This is a genomic window from Porphyrobacter sp. THAI-01a, assembly GCF_056868655.1.
Genome location: NZ_CP180579.1, coordinates 3,163,372 through 3,181,741, shown reverse-complemented (window position 1 = coordinate 3,181,741; position 18,370 = coordinate 3,163,372). Strand labels below are relative to the sequence as shown.

General features: G+C 67.1%; 14 protein-coding genes. 5 read left to right on the top strand and 9 right to left on the bottom strand.

Annotated features, from left to right (window positions below; genetic code table 11):
- Positions 1–48: 48 nt before the first annotated feature.
- The 6 genes from ACMX37_RS15380 to ACMX37_RS15355 form a co-directional block, all read right to left on the bottom strand.
- Positions 49–846: a DUF1295 domain-containing protein gene (locus ACMX37_RS15380; protein ID WP_483146766.1), complete on the bottom strand. Its 798-nt coding sequence runs from the start codon at positions 844–846 to the stop codon at positions 49–51.
- Positions 839–1,480, bottom strand: a complete 642-nt coding sequence (locus ACMX37_RS15375; protein WP_483146765.1) for a lysophospholipid acyltransferase family protein — start codon at positions 1,478–1,480, stop codon at positions 839–841. The genes ACMX37_RS15380 and ACMX37_RS15375 overlap by 8 nt, the downstream gene beginning before the upstream one ends.
- Positions 1,481–1,575: 95 nt before the next feature.
- Entirely contained in the window at positions 1,576–2,319 is a 744-nt protein-coding gene (locus ACMX37_RS15370) for a S1 family peptidase (RefSeq protein WP_483146764.1), read from the bottom strand.
- Positions 2,320–2,330: 11 nt separating this feature from the next.
- On the bottom strand, positions 2,331–3,938 hold the full coding sequence (locus ACMX37_RS15365) for a carboxyl transferase domain-containing protein (RefSeq protein WP_483146763.1): 1,608 nt from the start codon (positions 3,936–3,938) through the stop codon (positions 2,331–2,333).
- Entirely contained in the window at positions 3,935–4,144 is a 210-nt protein-coding gene (locus ACMX37_RS15360; protein ID WP_483146762.1) for a hypothetical protein, read from the bottom strand. The genes ACMX37_RS15365 and ACMX37_RS15360 overlap by 4 nt, the downstream gene beginning before the upstream one ends.
- On the bottom strand, positions 4,141–5,307 hold the full coding sequence (locus ACMX37_RS15355) for an isovaleryl-CoA dehydrogenase (protein WP_483146761.1): 1,167 nt from the start codon (positions 5,305–5,307) through the stop codon (positions 4,141–4,143). Before ACMX37_RS15355 ends, ACMX37_RS15360 begins: the two co-directional genes overlap by 4 nt.
- A 115-nt stretch (positions 5,308–5,422) precedes the next feature.
- Here ACMX37_RS15355 and ACMX37_RS15350 point away from each other — a divergent pair, with 115 nt between their 5' ends.
- Positions 5,423–6,205 (top strand): ATP-binding cassette domain-containing protein, encoded by a 783-nt coding sequence (locus ACMX37_RS15350; protein WP_483146760.1) that lies wholly within the window; start codon positions 5,423–5,425, stop codon positions 6,203–6,205.
- Positions 6,205–7,743 carry an ABC transporter permease/substrate-binding protein gene (locus ACMX37_RS15345; RefSeq protein WP_483146759.1) on the top strand — a complete coding sequence of 513 codons (1,539 nt, stop codon included), beginning with the start codon at positions 6,205–6,207 and terminating at the stop codon, positions 7,741–7,743. The genes ACMX37_RS15350 and ACMX37_RS15345 overlap by 1 nt, the downstream gene beginning before the upstream one ends.
- A gap of 120 nt (positions 7,744–7,863) precedes the next feature.
- Here ACMX37_RS15345 and ACMX37_RS15340 read toward each other — a convergent pair whose 3' ends face one another.
- Genes ACMX37_RS15340 through lgt form a run of 3 tightly spaced genes read right to left on the bottom strand, consistent with a single transcriptional unit; the run spans position 7,864 to position 11,182 of the window.
- On the bottom strand, positions 7,864–8,292 hold the full coding sequence (locus ACMX37_RS15340; protein WP_483146758.1) for a DUF2147 domain-containing protein: 429 nt from the start codon (positions 8,290–8,292) through the stop codon (positions 7,864–7,866).
- Positions 8,293–8,303: 11 nt separating this feature from the next.
- Positions 8,304–10,373, bottom strand: a complete 2,070-nt coding sequence (locus tag ACMX37_RS15335; RefSeq protein ID WP_483146757.1) for a class I SAM-dependent methyltransferase — start codon at positions 10,371–10,373, stop codon at positions 8,304–8,306.
- Positions 10,277–11,182: a prolipoprotein diacylglyceryl transferase gene (gene lgt / locus ACMX37_RS15330; RefSeq protein ID WP_483146756.1), complete on the bottom strand. Its 906-nt coding sequence runs from the start codon at positions 11,180–11,182 to the stop codon at positions 10,277–10,279. The genes ACMX37_RS15335 and lgt overlap by 97 nt, the downstream gene beginning before the upstream one ends.
- A 192-nt stretch (positions 11,183–11,374) precedes the next feature.
- On the opposite strand from lgt, the gene ACMX37_RS15325 reads away from it, so the two are divergent.
- The 3 genes from ACMX37_RS15325 to ACMX37_RS15315 all read left to right on the top strand — a co-directional run bounded on the left by ACMX37_RS15325 (position 11,375) and on the right by ACMX37_RS15315 (position 18,317).
- Positions 11,375–13,090, top strand: coding sequence for a class I adenylate-forming enzyme family protein (locus ACMX37_RS15325; protein WP_483146755.1), 1,716 nt, complete (start codon positions 11,375–11,377; stop codon positions 13,088–13,090).
- Positions 13,091–13,111: 21 nt separating this feature from the next.
- Positions 13,112–15,871 carry a [protein-PII] uridylyltransferase gene (locus tag ACMX37_RS15320; protein ID WP_483146754.1) on the top strand — a complete coding sequence of 920 codons (2,760 nt, stop codon included), beginning with the start codon at positions 13,112–13,114 and terminating at the stop codon, positions 15,869–15,871.
- A 112-nt stretch (positions 15,872–15,983) separates the two neighbouring features.
- Positions 15,984–18,317, top strand: a complete 2,334-nt coding sequence (locus tag ACMX37_RS15315; RefSeq protein ID WP_483146753.1) for a TonB-dependent receptor — start codon at positions 15,984–15,986, stop codon at positions 18,315–18,317.
- Positions 18,318–18,370: the final 53 nt, after the last annotated feature.

The following is an 18,370-nucleotide window of genomic DNA, read 5'->3' as shown; positions in this document are numbered from 1 at the left end:
GATTTTTGTGCGACGCAGCAAGGGAAAGGCCATCGGCGCCCCGGGCGTTCAATAGCGTGGCGGCAGGGGGAAGAAGGCCGATGTCCTGCGTTCGTAGACCGCGTATTTGTTGCCCTTGGTCTTGTGGAGGTTCTTCTCCAGCAGCGGCACGCCCGACCAGCGCGTGAGCGTGAAGCTGAGGAACAGCGGCCCGATCACGGTGGCAGCGCCGATGATCCAGTCTGCCGAGGCAGCCGTCAGCCAGATCCCCCACCAGGCGCAGAAATCGCCGAAGTAATTCGGGTGGCGGGTGTAGCGCCACAGCCCGGTGTCGAGCACGCGGCCCTTGTTCTCGGGATTGGCCTTGAACCGCGCAAGCTGCCAGTCGCCCACCCATTCGAAGAACACGCCCACGCACCACAGGCCGAACCCCGCCCAGGCCAGCAGGGTGATCGGCGCGGGCGCGGGGCTGGCGAGGATGCCGACCTGCGCCGGGCTCGAGACCATGAACAGCAGCACCGCCTGCATCAGCCACACACGAGTCAGGGCGGCGCGGGCGAACTGGCCCTTCTCGCGGGCGTCCTTCATGATCCGCTTGTAACGCCGGTCCTCGCCTTCCTTGCGCCAGCGCAGGAACAGGTAGATCCCGAGCCGGAAGCCCCAGGCGGCGGTCATCACCATGATCAGCGTGGCCAGATCGCCCGGCCCACCCGGCACGTGGAGCCAGCTCGCCACGGCAAGGATGCCCATTCCTGCGCCCCAGAAGGCGTCGATGAAGGACACGTCGTCGATCTTCACGCTGATCGCCCACTGGACCAGCACCAGCACGAGAAGGATCGCGGCGTTGAGCGCGAGGAGTTCAAACATCGTTGCGACCTGCGATTATGTCTCTCGCCTGCTGTTCCAGCACCTTGAACCGTTCGTAATCGGGCAGCTTGGAGCGGAACCATTCGGCGATTCTGAGGAGGTCCTCGCCATAATTACCGCTGGGAATCAAGGGCTCGCCGAAGCTGATCACCAGATTGGCATTGTCGGCGAAGGCGGGGATGATGGGAACATTGGCTGCACGTGCGATGTGGTAGAAACCGGATTTCCACTTGCCGTCCGTCTTGCGCGTGCCCTCGCAGGCGATCACCAGCGCCAGCTCGTCGCGGCGGGCGAATTCGGCGGCGACCTGCTCGGTGGCGTTGAGCCGGCTGCGGCGATCGACGGGGATGCCGCCCATGTCGAGCATGAAGTTCTTCATCACGCCCTTGAACAGCGTGTGCTTGCCCATGAAGTTGGGCTTGATGCCCTCCTCGTGGGTGGCACCGGTGAAGAACACAAAGTCCCAGTTCGATGTGTGCGGCGCGCCCGCAATGACGCACTTGCGGATGCCGTTCGGAAAGGCGCCTTCGATCTTCCAGCCCTTGATGTACCAGATCGCGAGGATGATCCGGCGCACGATGCGCGAGAGCAGCGTGGGCGCGCGCTCCGGCACGGGGGTGATCGGTGTATGCAAGATGCGCCCCTCCCAAAGGCAGGCCCCTTGTGGCCTAACTTGGGTTAGCTACGCAAGTGGGCGGGGGAGGGCTTCAGCAGAAGCGGCATAGCGGCTCAGAAGCCACTTGGCTGAGGCTGAAACTGATTAACCTTGGCGAATAGCTCGTCACAGTCCTTCCTACCTGTGATGTAGACCATCCCGCTGTTCAATTTAACCATGTAGTCTGGAAGTGGCTCAAAATCGCCGCTCGAATTTTTCCTGTAAACGAGACTGTGACTCTGAAGCTCATATCTATAGCTAGATATTACCCCCAGCAGAGACGGTCTTCCATCCTCGCCACAAGAGTAACAAGGGCCACCTGAATATCCAGGATTATTGAAACCATCCAAAACTGTGATTTGCAATCCCTTATGTTCAATTACGCCACTGAAATGAGCGGATCGCACCAAAGGCGTAGTGAAGCCATTCTGTGTTGGATAATTTGAATCCAAGCCATGTGGAAAACCCAAGAACTTTACGGCTTGTCCCGGATACACGCTAACTTTGGTGTCGAAATCCTTCTTACCTGACCAAGGAAATTCAGTAACGAAAACAGCTACATCGTGTTCGTTGTCCGGAACAAAGATCGCTGTGACGGTTGAGGCGTGCCATCCATCTACGCGGGCAAAATATACCAAATCTCCGACCTGAGTTCCATCGATCAAATGACGGGCGGTCACATAGAAATATCCCTGATCTTTTCCGTAAAGGAATGATGTTCCAGTTCCGCTCTGAGTTTTAATCTTAAATGCAGTCTGCATCTCGAAGCTTGTGAGTAATACGTCTGCGAGTTCTACTGCGATACCCTGCTTATCCATCTCAGGCCCTCTCACATCCGGAACACGCCGAAGGCAGGCCGCTCGGCGATGGGCGCTTCGAGGCACGCCGCGAAGGCAAGGCCGAGGACATCGCGGGTCTGCACCGGGTCGACCACGCCGTCGTCCCACAACCGGGCGGTGGCGTAGTAGGGGTTGCCCTCGTCCTCGTACTTCTGGCGGATCGGGGCCTTGAAGGCCTCGGCCTGTTCCGGGGTCCACGAGTCAGCGTCGCGGTGGACGGTGGCGAGGACGCTCGCGGCCTGTTCGCCGCCCATCACGCTGATGCGCGCGTTGGGCCAGGTGAACAGGAAGCGCGGCGAGTAGGCGCGCCCGCACATCCCGTAGTTCCCCGCCCCGAAGCTGCCGCCGATCACAACCGTGACCTTGGGGACGGTCGCGGTGGCGACCGCGGTGACGAGCTTCGCTCCGTGCTTGGCGATGCCTTCCGCCTCGTATTTCCCGCCGACCATGAAGCCGGAGATGTTCTGGAGGAACAGCAGCGGGATGCGCCGCTGGCAGGCTAGCTCGATGAAATGCGCGCCCTTCTGCGCGCTCTCGGAGAACAGCACCCCGTTGTTGGCGAGGATCGCCACGGGCATCCCCCAGATATGGGCAAAGCCGCAGACGAGGGTGGCGCCGTAATGCGCCTTGAACTCGTGGAACTCGCTGCCGTCGACCAGCCGCGCGATCACCTCTTTCACGTCATAGGGCGCGCGCACATCCTCGGGGATGAGGGCGTAGAGGTCTTCGGCATCGAACTTGGGCGGGCGCGGGTCTTTCAGCGCGATGTCCGCCGCCGCCCCGGTATTCGCGCCCAGATGGCTGACGATGTCGCGCACGATGGTGAGCGCGTGCTCGTCGTTCTCGGCCAAGTGATCGACCACGCCGGACTTCTTGGCGTGCAGATCGCCGCCGCCGAGGTCCTCGGCGCTGATCTCCTCACCGGTCGCGGCCTTCACAAGCGGCGGGCCGGCGAGGAAGATCGTGCCCTGATTGCGGACGATCACCGTCTCGTCGGACATGGCGGGGACGTAAGCGCCCCCCGCGGTGCAGGAGCCCATCACGCAGGCGATCTGGGGGATGCCCAGCGCGCTCATGTTCGCCTGATTGAAGAAGATCCGCCCGAAGTGGTCGCGGTCGGGGAAGACCTCGGCCTGGTGCGGCAGGTTCGCCCCGCCGCTGTCGACGAGATAGATGCACGGCAGGCGGTTCTCCTGCGCGATCTCCTGCGCGCGCAGGTGCTTCTTCACCGTCATCGGGTAGTAGGTGCCGCCCTTCACGGTCGCGTCGTTGCACACGATCATGCACTGGCGGCCCGAGACGCGGCCCACCCCGCAGATGATCGAGGCGCCGTTGACGTCGCCCTCATACATTCCGTTCGCCGCCAACTGCCCGACTTCGAGAAAGGGCGAACCCGGATCGAGCAGGCGTTCGACCCGCTCGCGCGGCAGCAGCTTGCCGCGCGAGACGTGACGCTCGCGATGCTTCTCCGGCCCGCCGAGCGCCGCCTCGGCCACCCGCGCGCGGAGTTCCTGCGCGAGGGCATGGTTATGCGCGAAGCGGGCCTTGGCTTCGGGGCTTTCGCGATCGAGCTTGGTGGTGAGGGTGGGGGCGGTCATGGCCTTGCGACCCGATCCATGTAATGCATGATGCCTGTCGTGAAGCCCTCCTGTCCGCGTTCCGTGTAGGGAACTGCCGTCAGAAGGGACCAGCCCTGCACATAGAACTGGTTGAGCTTGGCCCGCAGAAAATCGGGGTTGGGGATCGTGTGCCCCTCCGACGCGAGGTGGTAATCCCAGGCCATAAATTCCTTGTTGGTGCTCATGCTTGCGCCCCGATCAATTCCCGCCCGATCAGCATCCGCCTGATCTCGTTCGTCCCCGCGCCGATGTCGAGCAGCTTGGCGTCGCGCATGTAGCGTTCCACCGGCCAGTCGGTGGTGTAGCCCGCACCGCCCAGCGCCTGCACGCTTTCGGCGGCGACCTTGAAGGCGTTTTCCGACGCCAGCAAAATCACCCCCGCCGCATCGAAGCGCGTCGTCTGCCCGGCATCGCAAGCCTTCGCCACCGCATAGGTATAGGCGCGCGCGGATTGCAGGGCGACATACATGTCGGCGACCTTGGCCTGCATCAGCTGGAACGAGCCAATCGGCTTACCGAACTGCTTCCGCTCGCGAAGGTAGGGGATCACGGTGTCGAGGCACGCCTGCATGATGCCAAGCTGGAGCCCGGCGAGCACCACGCGCTCGTAATCGAGCCCGCTCATCAGCACGCCGACCCCGCCGTTGACCGGGCCCATCACGCGCTCTTCGGGGATGAAGCAGTCGGAGAACACCAGCTCGGCGGTGGGGGAGCCCTTCATGCCGACCTTGCTGATCTTCTGGCCGATCGCGAAGCCCTCGTCGCCTTTCTCGATCAGGAAGGCGGTGATGCCGCGGCTGCCTGCGTGGCCATCGGTCTTGGCATAGACCACCAGCGTGTCGGCCTCGGGCGCGTTGGTGATCCAGAACTTGGTGCCGTTGAGGACATAGCCGCCCTGCACCGCGTCGGCCTTCAGCTTCATCGAGACCACGTCCGACCCGGCGCCGGCTTCGGACATGGCGAGGCTGCCGACGTGTTCGCCCGAGATCAGCTTGGGGAGGTACTTCGCCTTCTGTTCATCGTTCCCCCAGCGGCGGATCTGGTTGAGGCAGAGGTTGGAATGCGCGCCGTAGGAGAGGCCGACGCTGGCGCTCGCCCGCGAGACCTCCTCGACCGCGATCACGTGTTCGAGATAGCCGAGGCCGAGCCCGCCCCATTCCTCCTCCACCGTGATGCCGTGCAAGCCCAGCGCGCCCATCGGCTCCCACAGCTCGCGGGGAAAGCGGTCCTCGCGGTCGGTGCGTTCGGCTAGCGGGGCGATCTGCTCGTCGGCGAAGCGGGCGGCGCTGTCGCGGATCATCTCGGCGGCCTCGCCGAGCTGGAAGTCGAAATCGGGGGTGGCGCGCATGAATCGTTCCTCGCCGGGCAATGATTGTTCTGCGGCCTCGCATAGCAAGGGTGAGCGCAAAGGCCAATCGGGGACGCTGGCGCGCTGGGCCGAACCTCGCTAATCCTCAGCGCGAATGACGACCGCCTCGCCCCTGCTCCGCTTCGACGGGGTGATCTGCCGCTTCGGCGAGGTCACGGCGGTTCGCGGCGTCACCTGCGACATCGCCCAAGGCAGCTTCGTCGCGTTGGTCGGCGCCTCGGGATCGGGCAAGTCGACGCTGCTCAAGACCGTCAACACGCTCGTCACACCGAGCGAGGGACGCGTGCTGTTCGGGGGCGAGGACGTTACTGCGCTCCCGCCCGCGCGCCTGCGCCGCCGGGTCGGCTATGTCTTTCAGGGCATCGGCCTGTTCCCGCATTTCTCGGTGGCCGAGAACATCGCCATCGGCCCGCGCCTCGCCGGGGAGAAGCTGCCCCCCGAACGCATCGCCGAACTGCTGCGGCTGGTGGAGCTCGACCCCGCCTTCGCCGCCCGGATGCCAGACGAACTCAGCGGCGGGCAGCGCCAGCGCGTCGGCGTCGCGCGCGCGCTGGCAGGCGGGCCGGAACTGCTGATCATGGACGAGCCCTTCGGCGCGCTCGATCCGCTCACCCGCGACGCATTGGGCCGCAAGGTGCGCGAGCTGCACGAGACGCTCGGCCTCACCACGATCATGGTGACGCACGACATGGCCGAGGCGCTGCTGCTCGCCGACCGGGTGCTGGTGATGGACGCAGGCGCGCTGGTCGCCGACGCAACGCCGCGCGCGCTGCTGGCAGGGGAGGGCGGAGCGGTCGCGCAGCGTCTCGCCAGCGTCCCGCGCGAACAAGCCGAGCGGCTGGCAGCGATGGATGCGCCCGGGGAGCGCGGGGGCTGATGCGCGAGATCTGGCACATCCTTCCCGGCCTCGGCGACAAGCTGGCGGCGCACGTCGTGCTCTCGGCCAGCGCGATCGGGCTTGCCATGCTGATCGCCCTGCCACTGGCCGTGTGGGCCGGGCGCTCCTCGGTGGTCTCGCGGCTCGCCCTGAGCCTTGCCAGCCTCGTCCAGACCATCCCCGCGCTCGCGCTGCTGGCACTGTTCTTCCCGCTGCTTCTTTCCCTGCGGGCCGTATTCGGAGAGGGGCTGCCGACCTTGGGATTCCTGCCCGCGCTGATGGCGCTGACGCTTTATGCGCTGCTGCCGATCCTCAGGAACGCGGTGACCGCGCAGGCCAATCTCGATCCCGGCGTGCTCGAGGCCGCCGACGGCGTCGGCATGACCAAGTGGCAGAAGCTGGTGCTGGTCGAGGCACCGCTCTCCGCCCCCTTCATCATGGCCGGCATCCGCACCGCGAGCGTGTGGACCATCGGCGCGGCGACGCTCGCCACCACCATCGGCCAGCCGAGCCTCGGCGATCCGATCTTTGCCGGCCTACAGACCCAGAACTGGGCGCTGGTCGTCGCGGGCTGTTTGGTGAGCGCGGGGCTGGCGCTGGTGGCCGACTGGCTCCTTTGGTGGATCGAACGCGGCATCGACGAGCGCCGGCGCTGGAAATGGGCGGGTGCCCTGATGGCGGTGGTGGCGGGGGTCACCGCCGCACTCGCATCCCAGGCGGACGGCGAGGACAGGGACACCATCGTCATCGCCGCCAAGTCCTTCTCCGAGCAGTACATCCTTGCGCAATTGATCGGCCAGCGCCTCGAGGCGGCGGGCTACGCGGTCGAATATCGCGACGGGCTGGGGAGCGCCGTGGTGCATTCGGCGGTGGCGAATTCGAGCGTCGATATCTCGGTCGACTACACCGGCACGATCTGGACCAACTACCTCAAGCGCACCGACAACCCGGGGCGCGAGGCGATGTACACCACCATCCGCGACTGGGAGATGCGCGAGAACAAGGTCAGGGTGCTGGGCCGCCTCGGCTTCGAGAACGCCTATGCCTTCGCCATGCGGCAGGACCGCGCCGCGGCGCTCGGCGTTGCCAGTCTTGCCGACCTCGTCGCGGTCGGACCGCGGCTGACCGTCGGAGGCGACCCCGAGTTCTTCGAGCGGCCTGAATGGATCGCGGTGCGCGATGCCTATGGGCTGCGGTTCGGCGAGACGCGCAACTTCGCTCCGACCTTCATGTACAATGCCCTGGCCTCGGGCGAGGCGGACGTGATCAGCGCCTACACCTCGGACGGGCGGATCGCGGCGGACAGGCTGGTGGTGCTTACCGACCCCGAAGGTGCGCTGCCGAGCTACGATGCGCTGCTGATGCTCTCCCCCCGCATCGCCGGGGACGAGGGCGTGCTGGCCGCGCTCCGCCCGCTGATCGGCGCGATCAGCGTCGAAGCGATGCGCGAGGCGAACTTCGCGGTCGACCGCGAGGACGCGGGCAAGCTGACGCCCCGGCAGGCGGCGGAGGAACTGGCGAAACAGGCCGGGCTCTGACCTTGACGATGGAGGGCCGATCCGGTCGCATAGCGACCGCAAGGCCAACCGGCCGCCCGCAGCGACGCGGTCGTCAGACCGCGTGAGCGAGGATATGGCACGCCGGAGGGCGTGCCCCAATCAAGACGCCTTCTTCCACACCTGCGTCTGGCACAGCGGGCCGAAGCAGCCCTTCACCTCCAGCGTGCCGCCGTCCTTGCGGCGCACTTCGGAGGTGTAGGTGCGCCCGCTCTTGGGATCGTAGACCTGCCCGCGCCACACCCCGGCATCCTCGGTGAGGCCGTAGAGGATCGGGGTGCCGATGAGCTTGCGGCTGCGCTTGTCCGGATCGGCGTTGTTGACGTCGCGCTGGTCGGCGCCTCCGGCGGGCATCACCAGAAACCGCTCGATCCGCCCGCACAGCGACTTGCCGCACTTGGCGATCGCCACCACCGCGTCCTTCTCGCCCGTCACCCAGCGCCCCGTGATCGGCCCGCTCGCCAGTGCGGGCGAAGCGATTCCGGCGAGGCCCAGCGCCAGCGCCAACACGCGTCCCTTGGTCATCGTCATCCTCGTCATCCTCATGCGAACCCCACCCCGAACGGCCAGCGCCGCCCGCAGATCCCGAGCACCTTGAAAAGCGTGCCCATCTGGTTGTCCTCGACCAGCCGGTCGCGCTGGCGCTGGATTTTCTGGCCTTCCTTGGGATTGCGCCGCTGGAGCGCCTCCATGCGCGTGTCGATGCCCATCTGGCGCAGCCATTCGCCCTGGTAGGTGAGGCCCATCACGTCGGCGCCGTGATCCTCTGCGACCTGCTTGAGCAGCTCGAAATCGACATGTGCGGTGATGTCGGCCTCGCCCGGGTGGGCGAAGACATCGACCTTCTGGTGCGCCTTGAGGGCCTGCAAGGTCGAACCCGAGCGCAGCTCGAGGTGGCCGTAATCGATCACCAGCGCCGCGCCGCCCTGCTCCTTCAGGCGCCGGGCGATCTCGGCCATCAGCGCGACGGCGGCGGGGCTGGTCTCGATCATCGCGCCCTGCGCGGCGCTGGTCCAGCTGGGCGGGACGATGTGGTCCATCCGCTCCTTGCCGGCGACGAAGGTGAAGTTCTCGCCCTCGAGCCCCACCATGCGGTCGAACCAGCCATCGGCGGAGCGCACGAGCTGGTGGATCGGCAGCGCGTCGAAGAACTCGTTGGCGACGATCAGCAGCGGGGCGTCTTCGGGCAGGGTCGAGATATCGTGGTGGTGGTGGCAATCGGGGAAGGCCTCGCGCTGGATTTTCCGGAGGCTCGCCGAGGTCTCGACGAAGTGGATCTCGGGCGCGAATTCGTAGCGCGCCGCCGCCCCGATCGCGTCCTTCGCCAGCGTGCCGCGCCCGGGGCCGAGCTCGACATAGTGGATGCGCTTGCGGCTGCCCATGCGCACCCACAGGTCGGCCAGCCACAGCCCGATCAGCTCGCCGAACATCTGGCTGATCTCGGGCGCGGTGATGAAATCGCCCTGTTCGCCGAGCGGATCGCGGCTGGCGTAGTAGCGCGCGTTGCTCTCGCCCATGAACTGCGCGAGGCTGACGGGGCCGGTCTCGCGGATCAGGCGCTTCATGGTGGCGGGAACGTCGACCTGCGCGCGGGCGAGCATTTCCGCCTCGAGCCGCGCCTGTTCGGCCGCGGCCGCCTCGGCGGCGGCGCGCTCGGCGGCAGCGGCGGCCTCGGCCTCGGCGGCGATCCGGGCGGCTTCGGCGGCGGCGGCCTCCTCGGCCTCGCGGCGGGCCTGTTCCTCGGCGGCAAGGCGGGCCGCTTCCTCGGCTTCCTTGCGGGCCTTCTCCTCGGCCTCGGCCTTCGCTTTCGCTTCGGCTTCGCGGCGGGCCTTCTCCTCGGCGGCGCGACGCGCCTTTTCCTCGGCCGCGGCCTTCGCGCGCGCTTCGGCTTCCGCCTTGGCCTTCGCCTTGGCTTCGGCCCTTGCGCGGGCTTCGGCTTCCTTCTTCAGCCGGGCTTCCTCTGCGGCGCGGGCCTTGGCTTCGGCCTCGGCTTTCGCGCGGGCTTCGGCGATGCGGCGCGCCTCTTCCTCGGCGCGGGCGCGCTCGGCGGCTTCGGCGGCCTCGGCCTCGCGACGCGCGCGTTCTTCGGCCTCGCGGCGGGCCTTTTCCTCGGCTACGGCGCGCGCCTTGGCTTCCTTGCGCGCCTGAGCCTCGGCAGCAGCCCTCGCGCGCGCTTCGGCTTCGGCACGCGCGCGCGCCTCGGCCTCTGCCTGCTTCCTTGCGCGGGCCTCGGCGGCGGCCTTTTCGCGCGCCTCGCGCTCGGCCCGGGCGCGGGCTTCGGCCTCGGCCTTCTCCCGGGCGCGGGCTTCCCTCAGGGCGCGCGAGCGTTCCTCGGCCTCGGCCTTGGCGCGGGCGAGGCTCTCGGCCTTCTCGCGCGCAGCGGCCTCGGCGCGCGCCTTGGCGGCGGCGCGGGCCGCATCGCGCGGGTTGACCGCCGGCGCAGCGGCATCGGGCTCGGGGTCGATCAGCCGGAGAGCGCTCTTCCAGACGCGCGCCGACCCGTCCGCTCCGGCCTTCAGGCCGGTGCCGCCGTCCCCGCGCCCAGCGGCTTCTTCCGCAGCGCGTAGATCACGACAATCAATCCAGTCAGGATAAGCGGTATGGTCAGCCATTGGCCCATCGATAGCCCTGTCCGGGCGGCAAAGTCAGCCAGTTGTTGATCCGGCTCGCGGAAAAATTCGTTGACGAAGCGGGCAATTCCCATGCCGAGCGTGAACACGCCCGCCAGTAGCCCCGGGCGATAGCGGGCGCGGGTGAACCAGAACAGAACCAACATGATGACCAGCATCGCAAGCCCTTCGAGCCCGGCCTGGTAGAGCTGGCTGGGATGGCGCGGCAGTTCGGCGGGATCGCTCGGGAAGATCATCGCCCAGGGGACGTCGGTCGGCCCGCGGCCGTAGAGCTCGCCGTTGATGAAGTTCGCCAGCCGCCCGAGCAGCATCCCCATCGGCACCCCGACGCTGACATAGTCGACCACCCGTATGAAGTTGAGCCGGCCCTGCCACGACACCCACGCCATCGCCACGGTCACGCCGATCAGGCCGCCGTGGAAGCTCATCCCCCCGTCCCACAGCCGCAGCAGCTTCCACGAGATCAGGCCATCGCCCGAGAAATCGGTGAAGGCCGAAGGGATGCCGGTGTCGCCCCCGGTGTAGAACAGGGCATAGCCCAGTCGTCCGCCGAGGATCACGCCCAGCGTGCAGTAGAAGAACAGGTCGTCGGCATGGCGTTGCGCCATCGGCGCGCCGGGCTGCTTGAGCATCTTCGAGGTGTGCCAATAGGCGAAGATCACCCCGAAGAGATAGGCGAGCGAGTAGAACCGCAGGGTGAAGAACCCCAGCTCGATGCCGGGCTTCAGACCCAGATCGGTCCAGTAGATCGGATCGGCAGCGGCGCCGCTTGCGGCAAGTAGTGACAGCACGGGGCGAACCTCTTATTGCAATGATATGCCGTAACGGTGGTCCCGAAACGGCCCCGGTCGCGCTGGCGCTTCTGGCACAGCATCCGGGGCAGGGGAAGGGGCACGGGATCGCCAGAACGGAATGGGACAGGCATTCGGGACGGGTCGCAACCGGTCCCGGGCGCCGCAACAACGAGAGAGAGGAAACACCGCATGCCCACGCAGCTGGACAATGCGCTCGACGCGATCATCGCCGCCCTGACGGCCGAGGGCCAGCCCTTCGCCACCGTGCCCTTCACCCGCGACGGGGTGACCATGCCGGCCTTCGCCGCCGCCCCCCCGACGCTGGCCCATTATTTCGCGCATTTCTGCAGTCAGAACAAGGATATGCCCTTCCTTGTCGACGGCGACGTGCGACTCACTTTCGGCGAGGTCTACGCCGCCGCGACCTGCGTGGCCGAAGGGCTCGCCACCACCCACGGCATCGCCAAGGGCGACCGCGTCGGGATCGCGGCGCGCAACTCCGCCAACTGGATGATCGCCTACATGGGCATCCTGATGGCGGGCGGCTGCGCGACCCTGCTCAACGGCTTCTCGAGCGGGGACGAGCTCGCCTATGCGATCGATCTGGCCGAGGCGAAGCTGGTGCTCGCCGACGAGGGCCGCGCCGCGCGGCTCGAGGGGCATGACCACGGCGCGAAGGTGGTGCTGTTCTCGCACGGCAACGCGCCGTCCGAAGGCCTCGCGAATGTCTGGGCCGTGCCGCAGGGCACCAGCGCGGCGATGGCGATGCTCGGCCAGCTCGGGCCGGACGACATGGCGACCATCCTCTACACCTCGGGTTCGACCGGCAAGTCCAAGGCCGCATGGTCCGATCACCGCGGCGTCGTCCACGGGATCATGAGCTATGTCAGCGTCAGCGCGATGGCCAAGGTCCACATCGAGGCCCAGGAAGGCCCGATGACCGAACAGCCCTGCGCGCTCGTCGCCGTGCCGCTGTTCCACGTGACGGGCGAGGTGCCGCTGTTCCTCCAGAGCTTCGCGATCGTGCGCAAGCTGGTGCTGATGCCCAAGTGGGACGCCGGTCTCGCGATCCGGCTGATGGCCGAGGAGAAGGTCACCTATTTCGTCGGCGTGCCGCTGATGAGCTACGAGATCGCCAACCACCCCGACCGCGAGAAATACGACCTCTCGGCCTGCAAGAGCTTCGCCGCGGGCGGCGCGCCGCGCCCGGTCGAGCACGTCACCCGCATCAAGGAGGCCTTCCCCGGCGGCTTCCCGCTGCTGGGCTACGGCCTCACCGAAACCAACGCGGTCGGCTGCGGCAACTTCAACGAGAACTACCTCGCCAAGCCCGGTTCGACCGGCAAGCCGACCAAGCCGATGGTGGAGCTCGCGATCCTCGACGATGCGGGCAAGCCGCTGCCGCAGGGCCAGGTGGGCGAGGTCTGCATCCGCTCGGTCGCGAACTTCCGCGGCTACTGGAAGAACGAGGAAGCGACGAAGGCCGCCTTCACCGCCGACGGCTATTTTCGCACCGGCGACCTCGGCTATCTCGATGCGGACGAGTACCTGTTCATCGTCGACCGCAAGAAGGACATCATCATCCGCGGCGGCGAGAACATCTCCTGCATCGAGGTCGAGGACGCCATCTACGCCCATGACGACATCGGCGAATGCTCGGTCTTCGGCCTGCCCGACGAACGGTTCGGCGAGGTGCCGGCGGCGGTCTACGCGATGAAGGAGGGCCGCCCGGCGATCACGCCGGCTCAGCTGCGCGCCTTCCTGCTCGAACGGATCGCGCCCTTCAAGGTGCCGCTCGAACACCAGATCTGGCTGACCCACGAAGCCCTGCCGCGCCTCGGCACGCAGAAGATCGACAAGCGCACGGTCAAGGCCCGCTATCTCGATCAGGCCGTCGCGGCGTGAGCGTGACGTGAGCCCGTCGTCATGAGTCCCCGCCGCGTCCCCGGCCAGCGCGCGATCATCGACCGGCGCGCGCTGGCCGAGGAAATCGCCTCGCTCCACGAGGCAGGCGGGGACCGCGCGCGCGGCGCGATCGTCGCCGCGCTGCGCATGGCTCTGGACGAGGGCCGTGCGGAGCTGGCGCGGCGGCTCGAGGAGACCCCCTCGGCGGGGCACGATGTCACCGCCGGCTTCAGCTTCCTGATGGACCAGCTGCTGCGGGTGATCCACGATCACGTCACCGCGCATCTCTACCCCGTGCCCAACCGCACCCATGCCGAACGGCTCGCGATCCTAGCGGTGGGGGGCTACGGGCGCGCCGAGATGGCGCCCCATTCCGATGTCGACATCGCCTTCATCACCCCGATGCGCCGCGCCCCGTGGTGCGAGCAGGTGATCGAGGCGATGCTCTACCTGCTGTGGGATCTCGGCCTGAAGGTCGGCCATTCGAGCCGCACCGTCTCGGACACGATCCGCATGGCGCGGGAGGATCTGACGATCCGCACCGCCCTGCTCGAAAGCCGCCTCGTGTGGGGTGAACAGGCGCTCTACGACGAGCTGCGCGCGCGCTTCTGGAACGAGGTCGCCAAGGGCTCCGAGCGCCAGTTCCTGACCCTCAAGCTTGCCGAGCGCGATGCCCGCCACAAGCGCATGGGCGACAGCCGCTATGTCGTCGAGCCCAACGTCAAGGAGGGCAAGGGCGGCCTGCGCGATCTCCAGACGCTTTACTGGATCGGCAAGTATGTTCACCGGGTCGACAGCGCCGCCGAGCTGGTCGACGTCGGCGTGCTGACGCAGAGCGAGTATCGCAGCTTCCGCCGTGCCGAGGGCTTCCTGCTGGCGGCGCGCTGCCACATGCACCTCATCACCGAGCGCGCCGAGGATCGCCTGACCTTCGACCTCCAGCGGCAGGTGGCAGAGCGGATGCTGTTCGCCGACCGCCCGGGCAAGAGCGCGGTCGAGCGGTTCATGCAGTACTACTTCCTGCAGGTGAAGCGGGTCGGCAGCCTGACGGGCGTGTTCCTCGCCCACCTCGACGAGGAGTTCGCGCGCAAACGTCCGCGCACCGGCTTCTTCGCCGGCTGGACCCAGCGCCCCCGCCAGTTCAAGGGCTACACGGTCGAGGGCGGGCGGCTGCGTGCGCCCGGCGACGAGTGGTTCCGGCAGGATCCGGTGCGGCTGATCGAGGTGTTCCAGCTGGCCGAGGCCGAGGGGCTGGAAATCCACCCCGAAACCATGCGCCAGGCGGGACGCGATGCGAAACTGATCGACGGCAAGCTGCGCCGAGACAAGCGCGCCAACGCGCTGTTCCTCGACCTGCTGGCGGGGCGCAAGGACCCCGAAACGGCGCTCCGCTGGATGAACGAGGCTGGGGTGTTCGGCCGCTTCGTGCCCGATTTCGGCCGGGTCAATGCGCAGATGCAGTTCGACATGTATCACCACTACACCGTCGACGAGCACACCATCCGCGCCATCGGCCTTCTTTCGCAGATCGAGCGCGGGCTGCTGGTCGCCGATCACCCGCGCGCGACCCGCGAATTTCCCAAGCTCGGATCGCGCCGCGCACTCTATGTCGCGGTGCTGCTGCACGATATCGCCAAGGGGCGCGGGGGCGATCATTCGGTGCTCGGCGCCGAGGTCGCGCACCGGCTGGGGCCGCGCTTCGGGCTGGACGAGAAGGAGACCGATCTCGTCGCCTGGCTGGTGCTCCACCACCTGCTGATGAGCCGCACCGCGCAGAAGCGCGACCTCACCGATCCCAAGACGATCGAGGATTTCGTTGCCGAGGTGCAGAGCCTCGAGCGGCTGAGGAACCTCGCGATCCTCACCGCGGTCGATATCCGCGCGGTCGGGCCGGGGACGTGGAACAGCTGGAAGGGCCAGCTCCTCGGCGAGCTCTACGATGCCGCGCAGGAGCGCCTGCGCCTCGGCCACAAGGGCACCGGGCGCAAGCAGCGGGTCGCGGCCAAGAAGGACGCGGCGGCGCGGCTGCTGGGGGACCAGGACCACCTCGTCGATTCCGTCGGCGCGCTGCTCGGCGATGCCTACTGGATCGCCGAGCCCGAGGACATCATCGCCAGCAACCTCGTGCAATACGACGCGGCGGTGGCGAGCGAGGATCACCTCTCGATCCACTGCGAGGTCGACGAGACGCGCGGCGCGACCCGCGTCAGCGTGATTGCCGCCGACCATCCGGGCCTGTTCTACCGCATGGCGGGCGGCATCCACCTCGCCGGCGCGAACATCATCGACGCGCGCATCCACACCGCGCGGTCGGGCTATGCGGTCGACAACTTCCTGGTGCAGGACCACAACGCCCAGCCTTTCCGCGAGGCAGGCCAGATGGCGCGCATCGAGAAAGGCATCCGCGACGCCCTGCTCGCCAAGGTCGAACTGGTGCCGAAGCTCGCCGCGCGCCCGCTCGCGCATTCGCGCGCCAAGGCCTTCGACGTGGCGCCCCGCGTCGGCTTCGACAATGATGCCTCGAACCACTTCACCGTGATCGAGGTCACCGCGCGCGACCGCCCGGCGCTGCTCAACCGGCTGGCGCACGCGCTCTACAAGGCCAACCTCATCGTCCATTCGGCGCACATCACCGCCTATGGCGAGGCGGCGGCGGACACCTTCTACGTGACCGATCTCACCGCTGCGAAGGTCAAGGCCCCCGAACGTCTCGCCGAAATCGAGGCGGCGCTGCTGGAGGCGGCGAGTGACCAGCGCCAGGAGCAGCTCGAACAGGCCTGAGCGGGCACCGTAGTCGGGGCGGGTCGGCACTCTGTCGAAGGAGGGCCGAGATAGGTTGCAATTGCGTGACTCTTTGATATGCGGCGCGTCTCAACTCAGGGAGAGTTATAACATGACCACCGCTACCCCCATGCGGAGCCCCCTCCGGCTCGGCAAGCTGGCACTCATGCTCGGCACCGCGACGCTGGCCCCCTTCGCCGCCGCGGCGCAGGATGCCGAGGAACCCGTTGCCCAAGAGCGCACCAACTCGCTCGACGCGATCAACGAGATCCTCGTCACCGGCACCAAGACCAAGGACGCCGAGAACGTGCAGGACGTGCCGCTGGCCGTGACCGCGTTCAACGCCGGCACGCTTGAGGCCTTCAAGATCCGTGACATTTCCGGCCTCTCGTTCCAGGCTCCGACCGTCAGCCTCGACCAGGTCGGCACCAGCCGCGGCACAGCGAACTTCACCGTCCGCGGCCTCGGCATCAACTCCTCGATCCCCTCGATCGACCCGACCGTCGGCGTGTTCGTCGACGGCGTGTATCTCGGCATCAACGGCGGCGTCGTGTTCGACCTGTTCGACCTCGACAGCGTCGAGATCCTGCGCGGTCCGCAGGGCGTGCTGTTCGGCCGCAACGTGACCGGCGGTGCGGTGGTGATCAACACCGGCAACCCGACCGAGGACTTCCGCGGCAAGTTCCGCGCGGCAGTCGACGGCCCGGTCGATGGCGGCCGCGGCGGCGCCAACTACACGGTCAGCGGCGTGCTCAGCGGCCCGATCGTCGAGGACGTGCTGCTGTTCAAGGTCGGCGCCTACTACAACAAGGACGAAGGCTACTTCCGCAACCTGTTCGACAATTCGAACCACGGCGCGGCGGAAACCAAGATTCTGCGCGGCGCGCTCGAAGCGCGCCTCGGCGGCCTGACCCTGCTGGGCAAGCTCGACTACTTCGAGAGCGATGGCGACGGCCCCTCGGGCCAGAACCGCGCCTTCTTCGACCGCAACTCGTTCGATTTCTCGATCGACGAGCCGGGCGCCTATGCCAACGAGATCTGGACCGGCTCGCTCACCGCGACCGTCGACATCGGCCCCGGCACGCTCACCAACGTGTTCGGCTGGCGCAAGTATGACGCCACCACCAACGGCGACATCGACGCGACCCCGCGCTTCCTGTTCCACTCGAACACCGAAACCGCGCAGGAGCAGTACTCGAACGAACTGCGCTACGCGATGTCGTTCGACAGCCTCGATCTGACGCTGGGCGGCTTCTGGTTCGAACAGGATCTCGCCTACACCGAAGTGCGCACCCTGCGCCGCGACCTTCCGCCTGCGCTGCAGCCCCCCCGCTTCTTCGGCGGCGGCCGCCAGAACCACGAGGTGATCGGCCTGTTCGCGAACGCCCAGTGGGAATTCGTCGACAACCTGTCGCTGATCGCCGGTATCCGCTGGAACCAGGAAACCAAGGACGCCGGAGTGACCTACATCACGCCGCGCGCGCCCTGTTCCTTCATCACCGCGCCGCTCTGCCCGACCGGCACCCGGCCGTTCAACCCGGCGACCGAGACCAACGGCTTCACCGACCGCGTGCGGTTCCGCAACGTCTCGCCCAAGCTCGGCCTGCAGTACGAATTCGATGCCGGCCAGGTCTACGGGCACTGGAGCCGCGGCTTCCGTTCGGGCGGCTACAACTTCCGCATCACCAACGTCCCGGTGTTCAACCGCGCCTTCCTCGCGACCGGCTCGCTCGGCTTCGACGAAGAGCAGGTCGACAATTACGAACTGGGCGGCAAGTTCCAGACCGCGGACGGCAGCTTCACGATCAACGTCGCGGGCTATGTCACCAAGGTCGGCAACATGCAGCGCGAGGTGAACCTCGCCGATCCGGGCGCGGGCGTGGTGCAGAACATCCTCAACACCGCCGATGCCACCATCACCGGCTTCGAGGCCGAGGCGCGCATGCGCGTGTCGGATTCGCTCGCCTTCACCGCCAACATCGGGATCATCGATGCCGGTTATGACCGGGTGCTGTTCGACATCTCGGGCGACGGCGTCATCAACGATGCCGACCTCGACCTGAGCCTGCCGCGCGTCCCCCCGATCACGGTGGGCGCGGGCCTGATCCACGACTGGGATCTGGGCAGCAGCAGCATCCTGACCCGCGTGAACTACCAGTATCGCGACAAGGCGGCCTACACCGACGACAACCTCGGCTGGCTGAACGACCTCAGCAACCTGGAAGCCAACATCACCTGGAACACCCCGATCGATGGCCTGTCGCTGTCGCTCTACGGGCGCAACCTGCTCGACCAGGTCCAGGAAGGCGGCGACACCCAGGTGCCCTTCGGCGGCCCGAACTCGAGCGGCCAGCGCATCCCCTTCGGTGCGCGTCCGCAGGCCGGCACCTTCTCGCCGCTGATGCGCGGCCGGAACGTCGGCATCGAGGCGATGTTCGAGTTCTGAGGGTTACCTTAGGAAACGATAAAGAGGGCGCTCCGGCAACGGGGCGCCCTTTT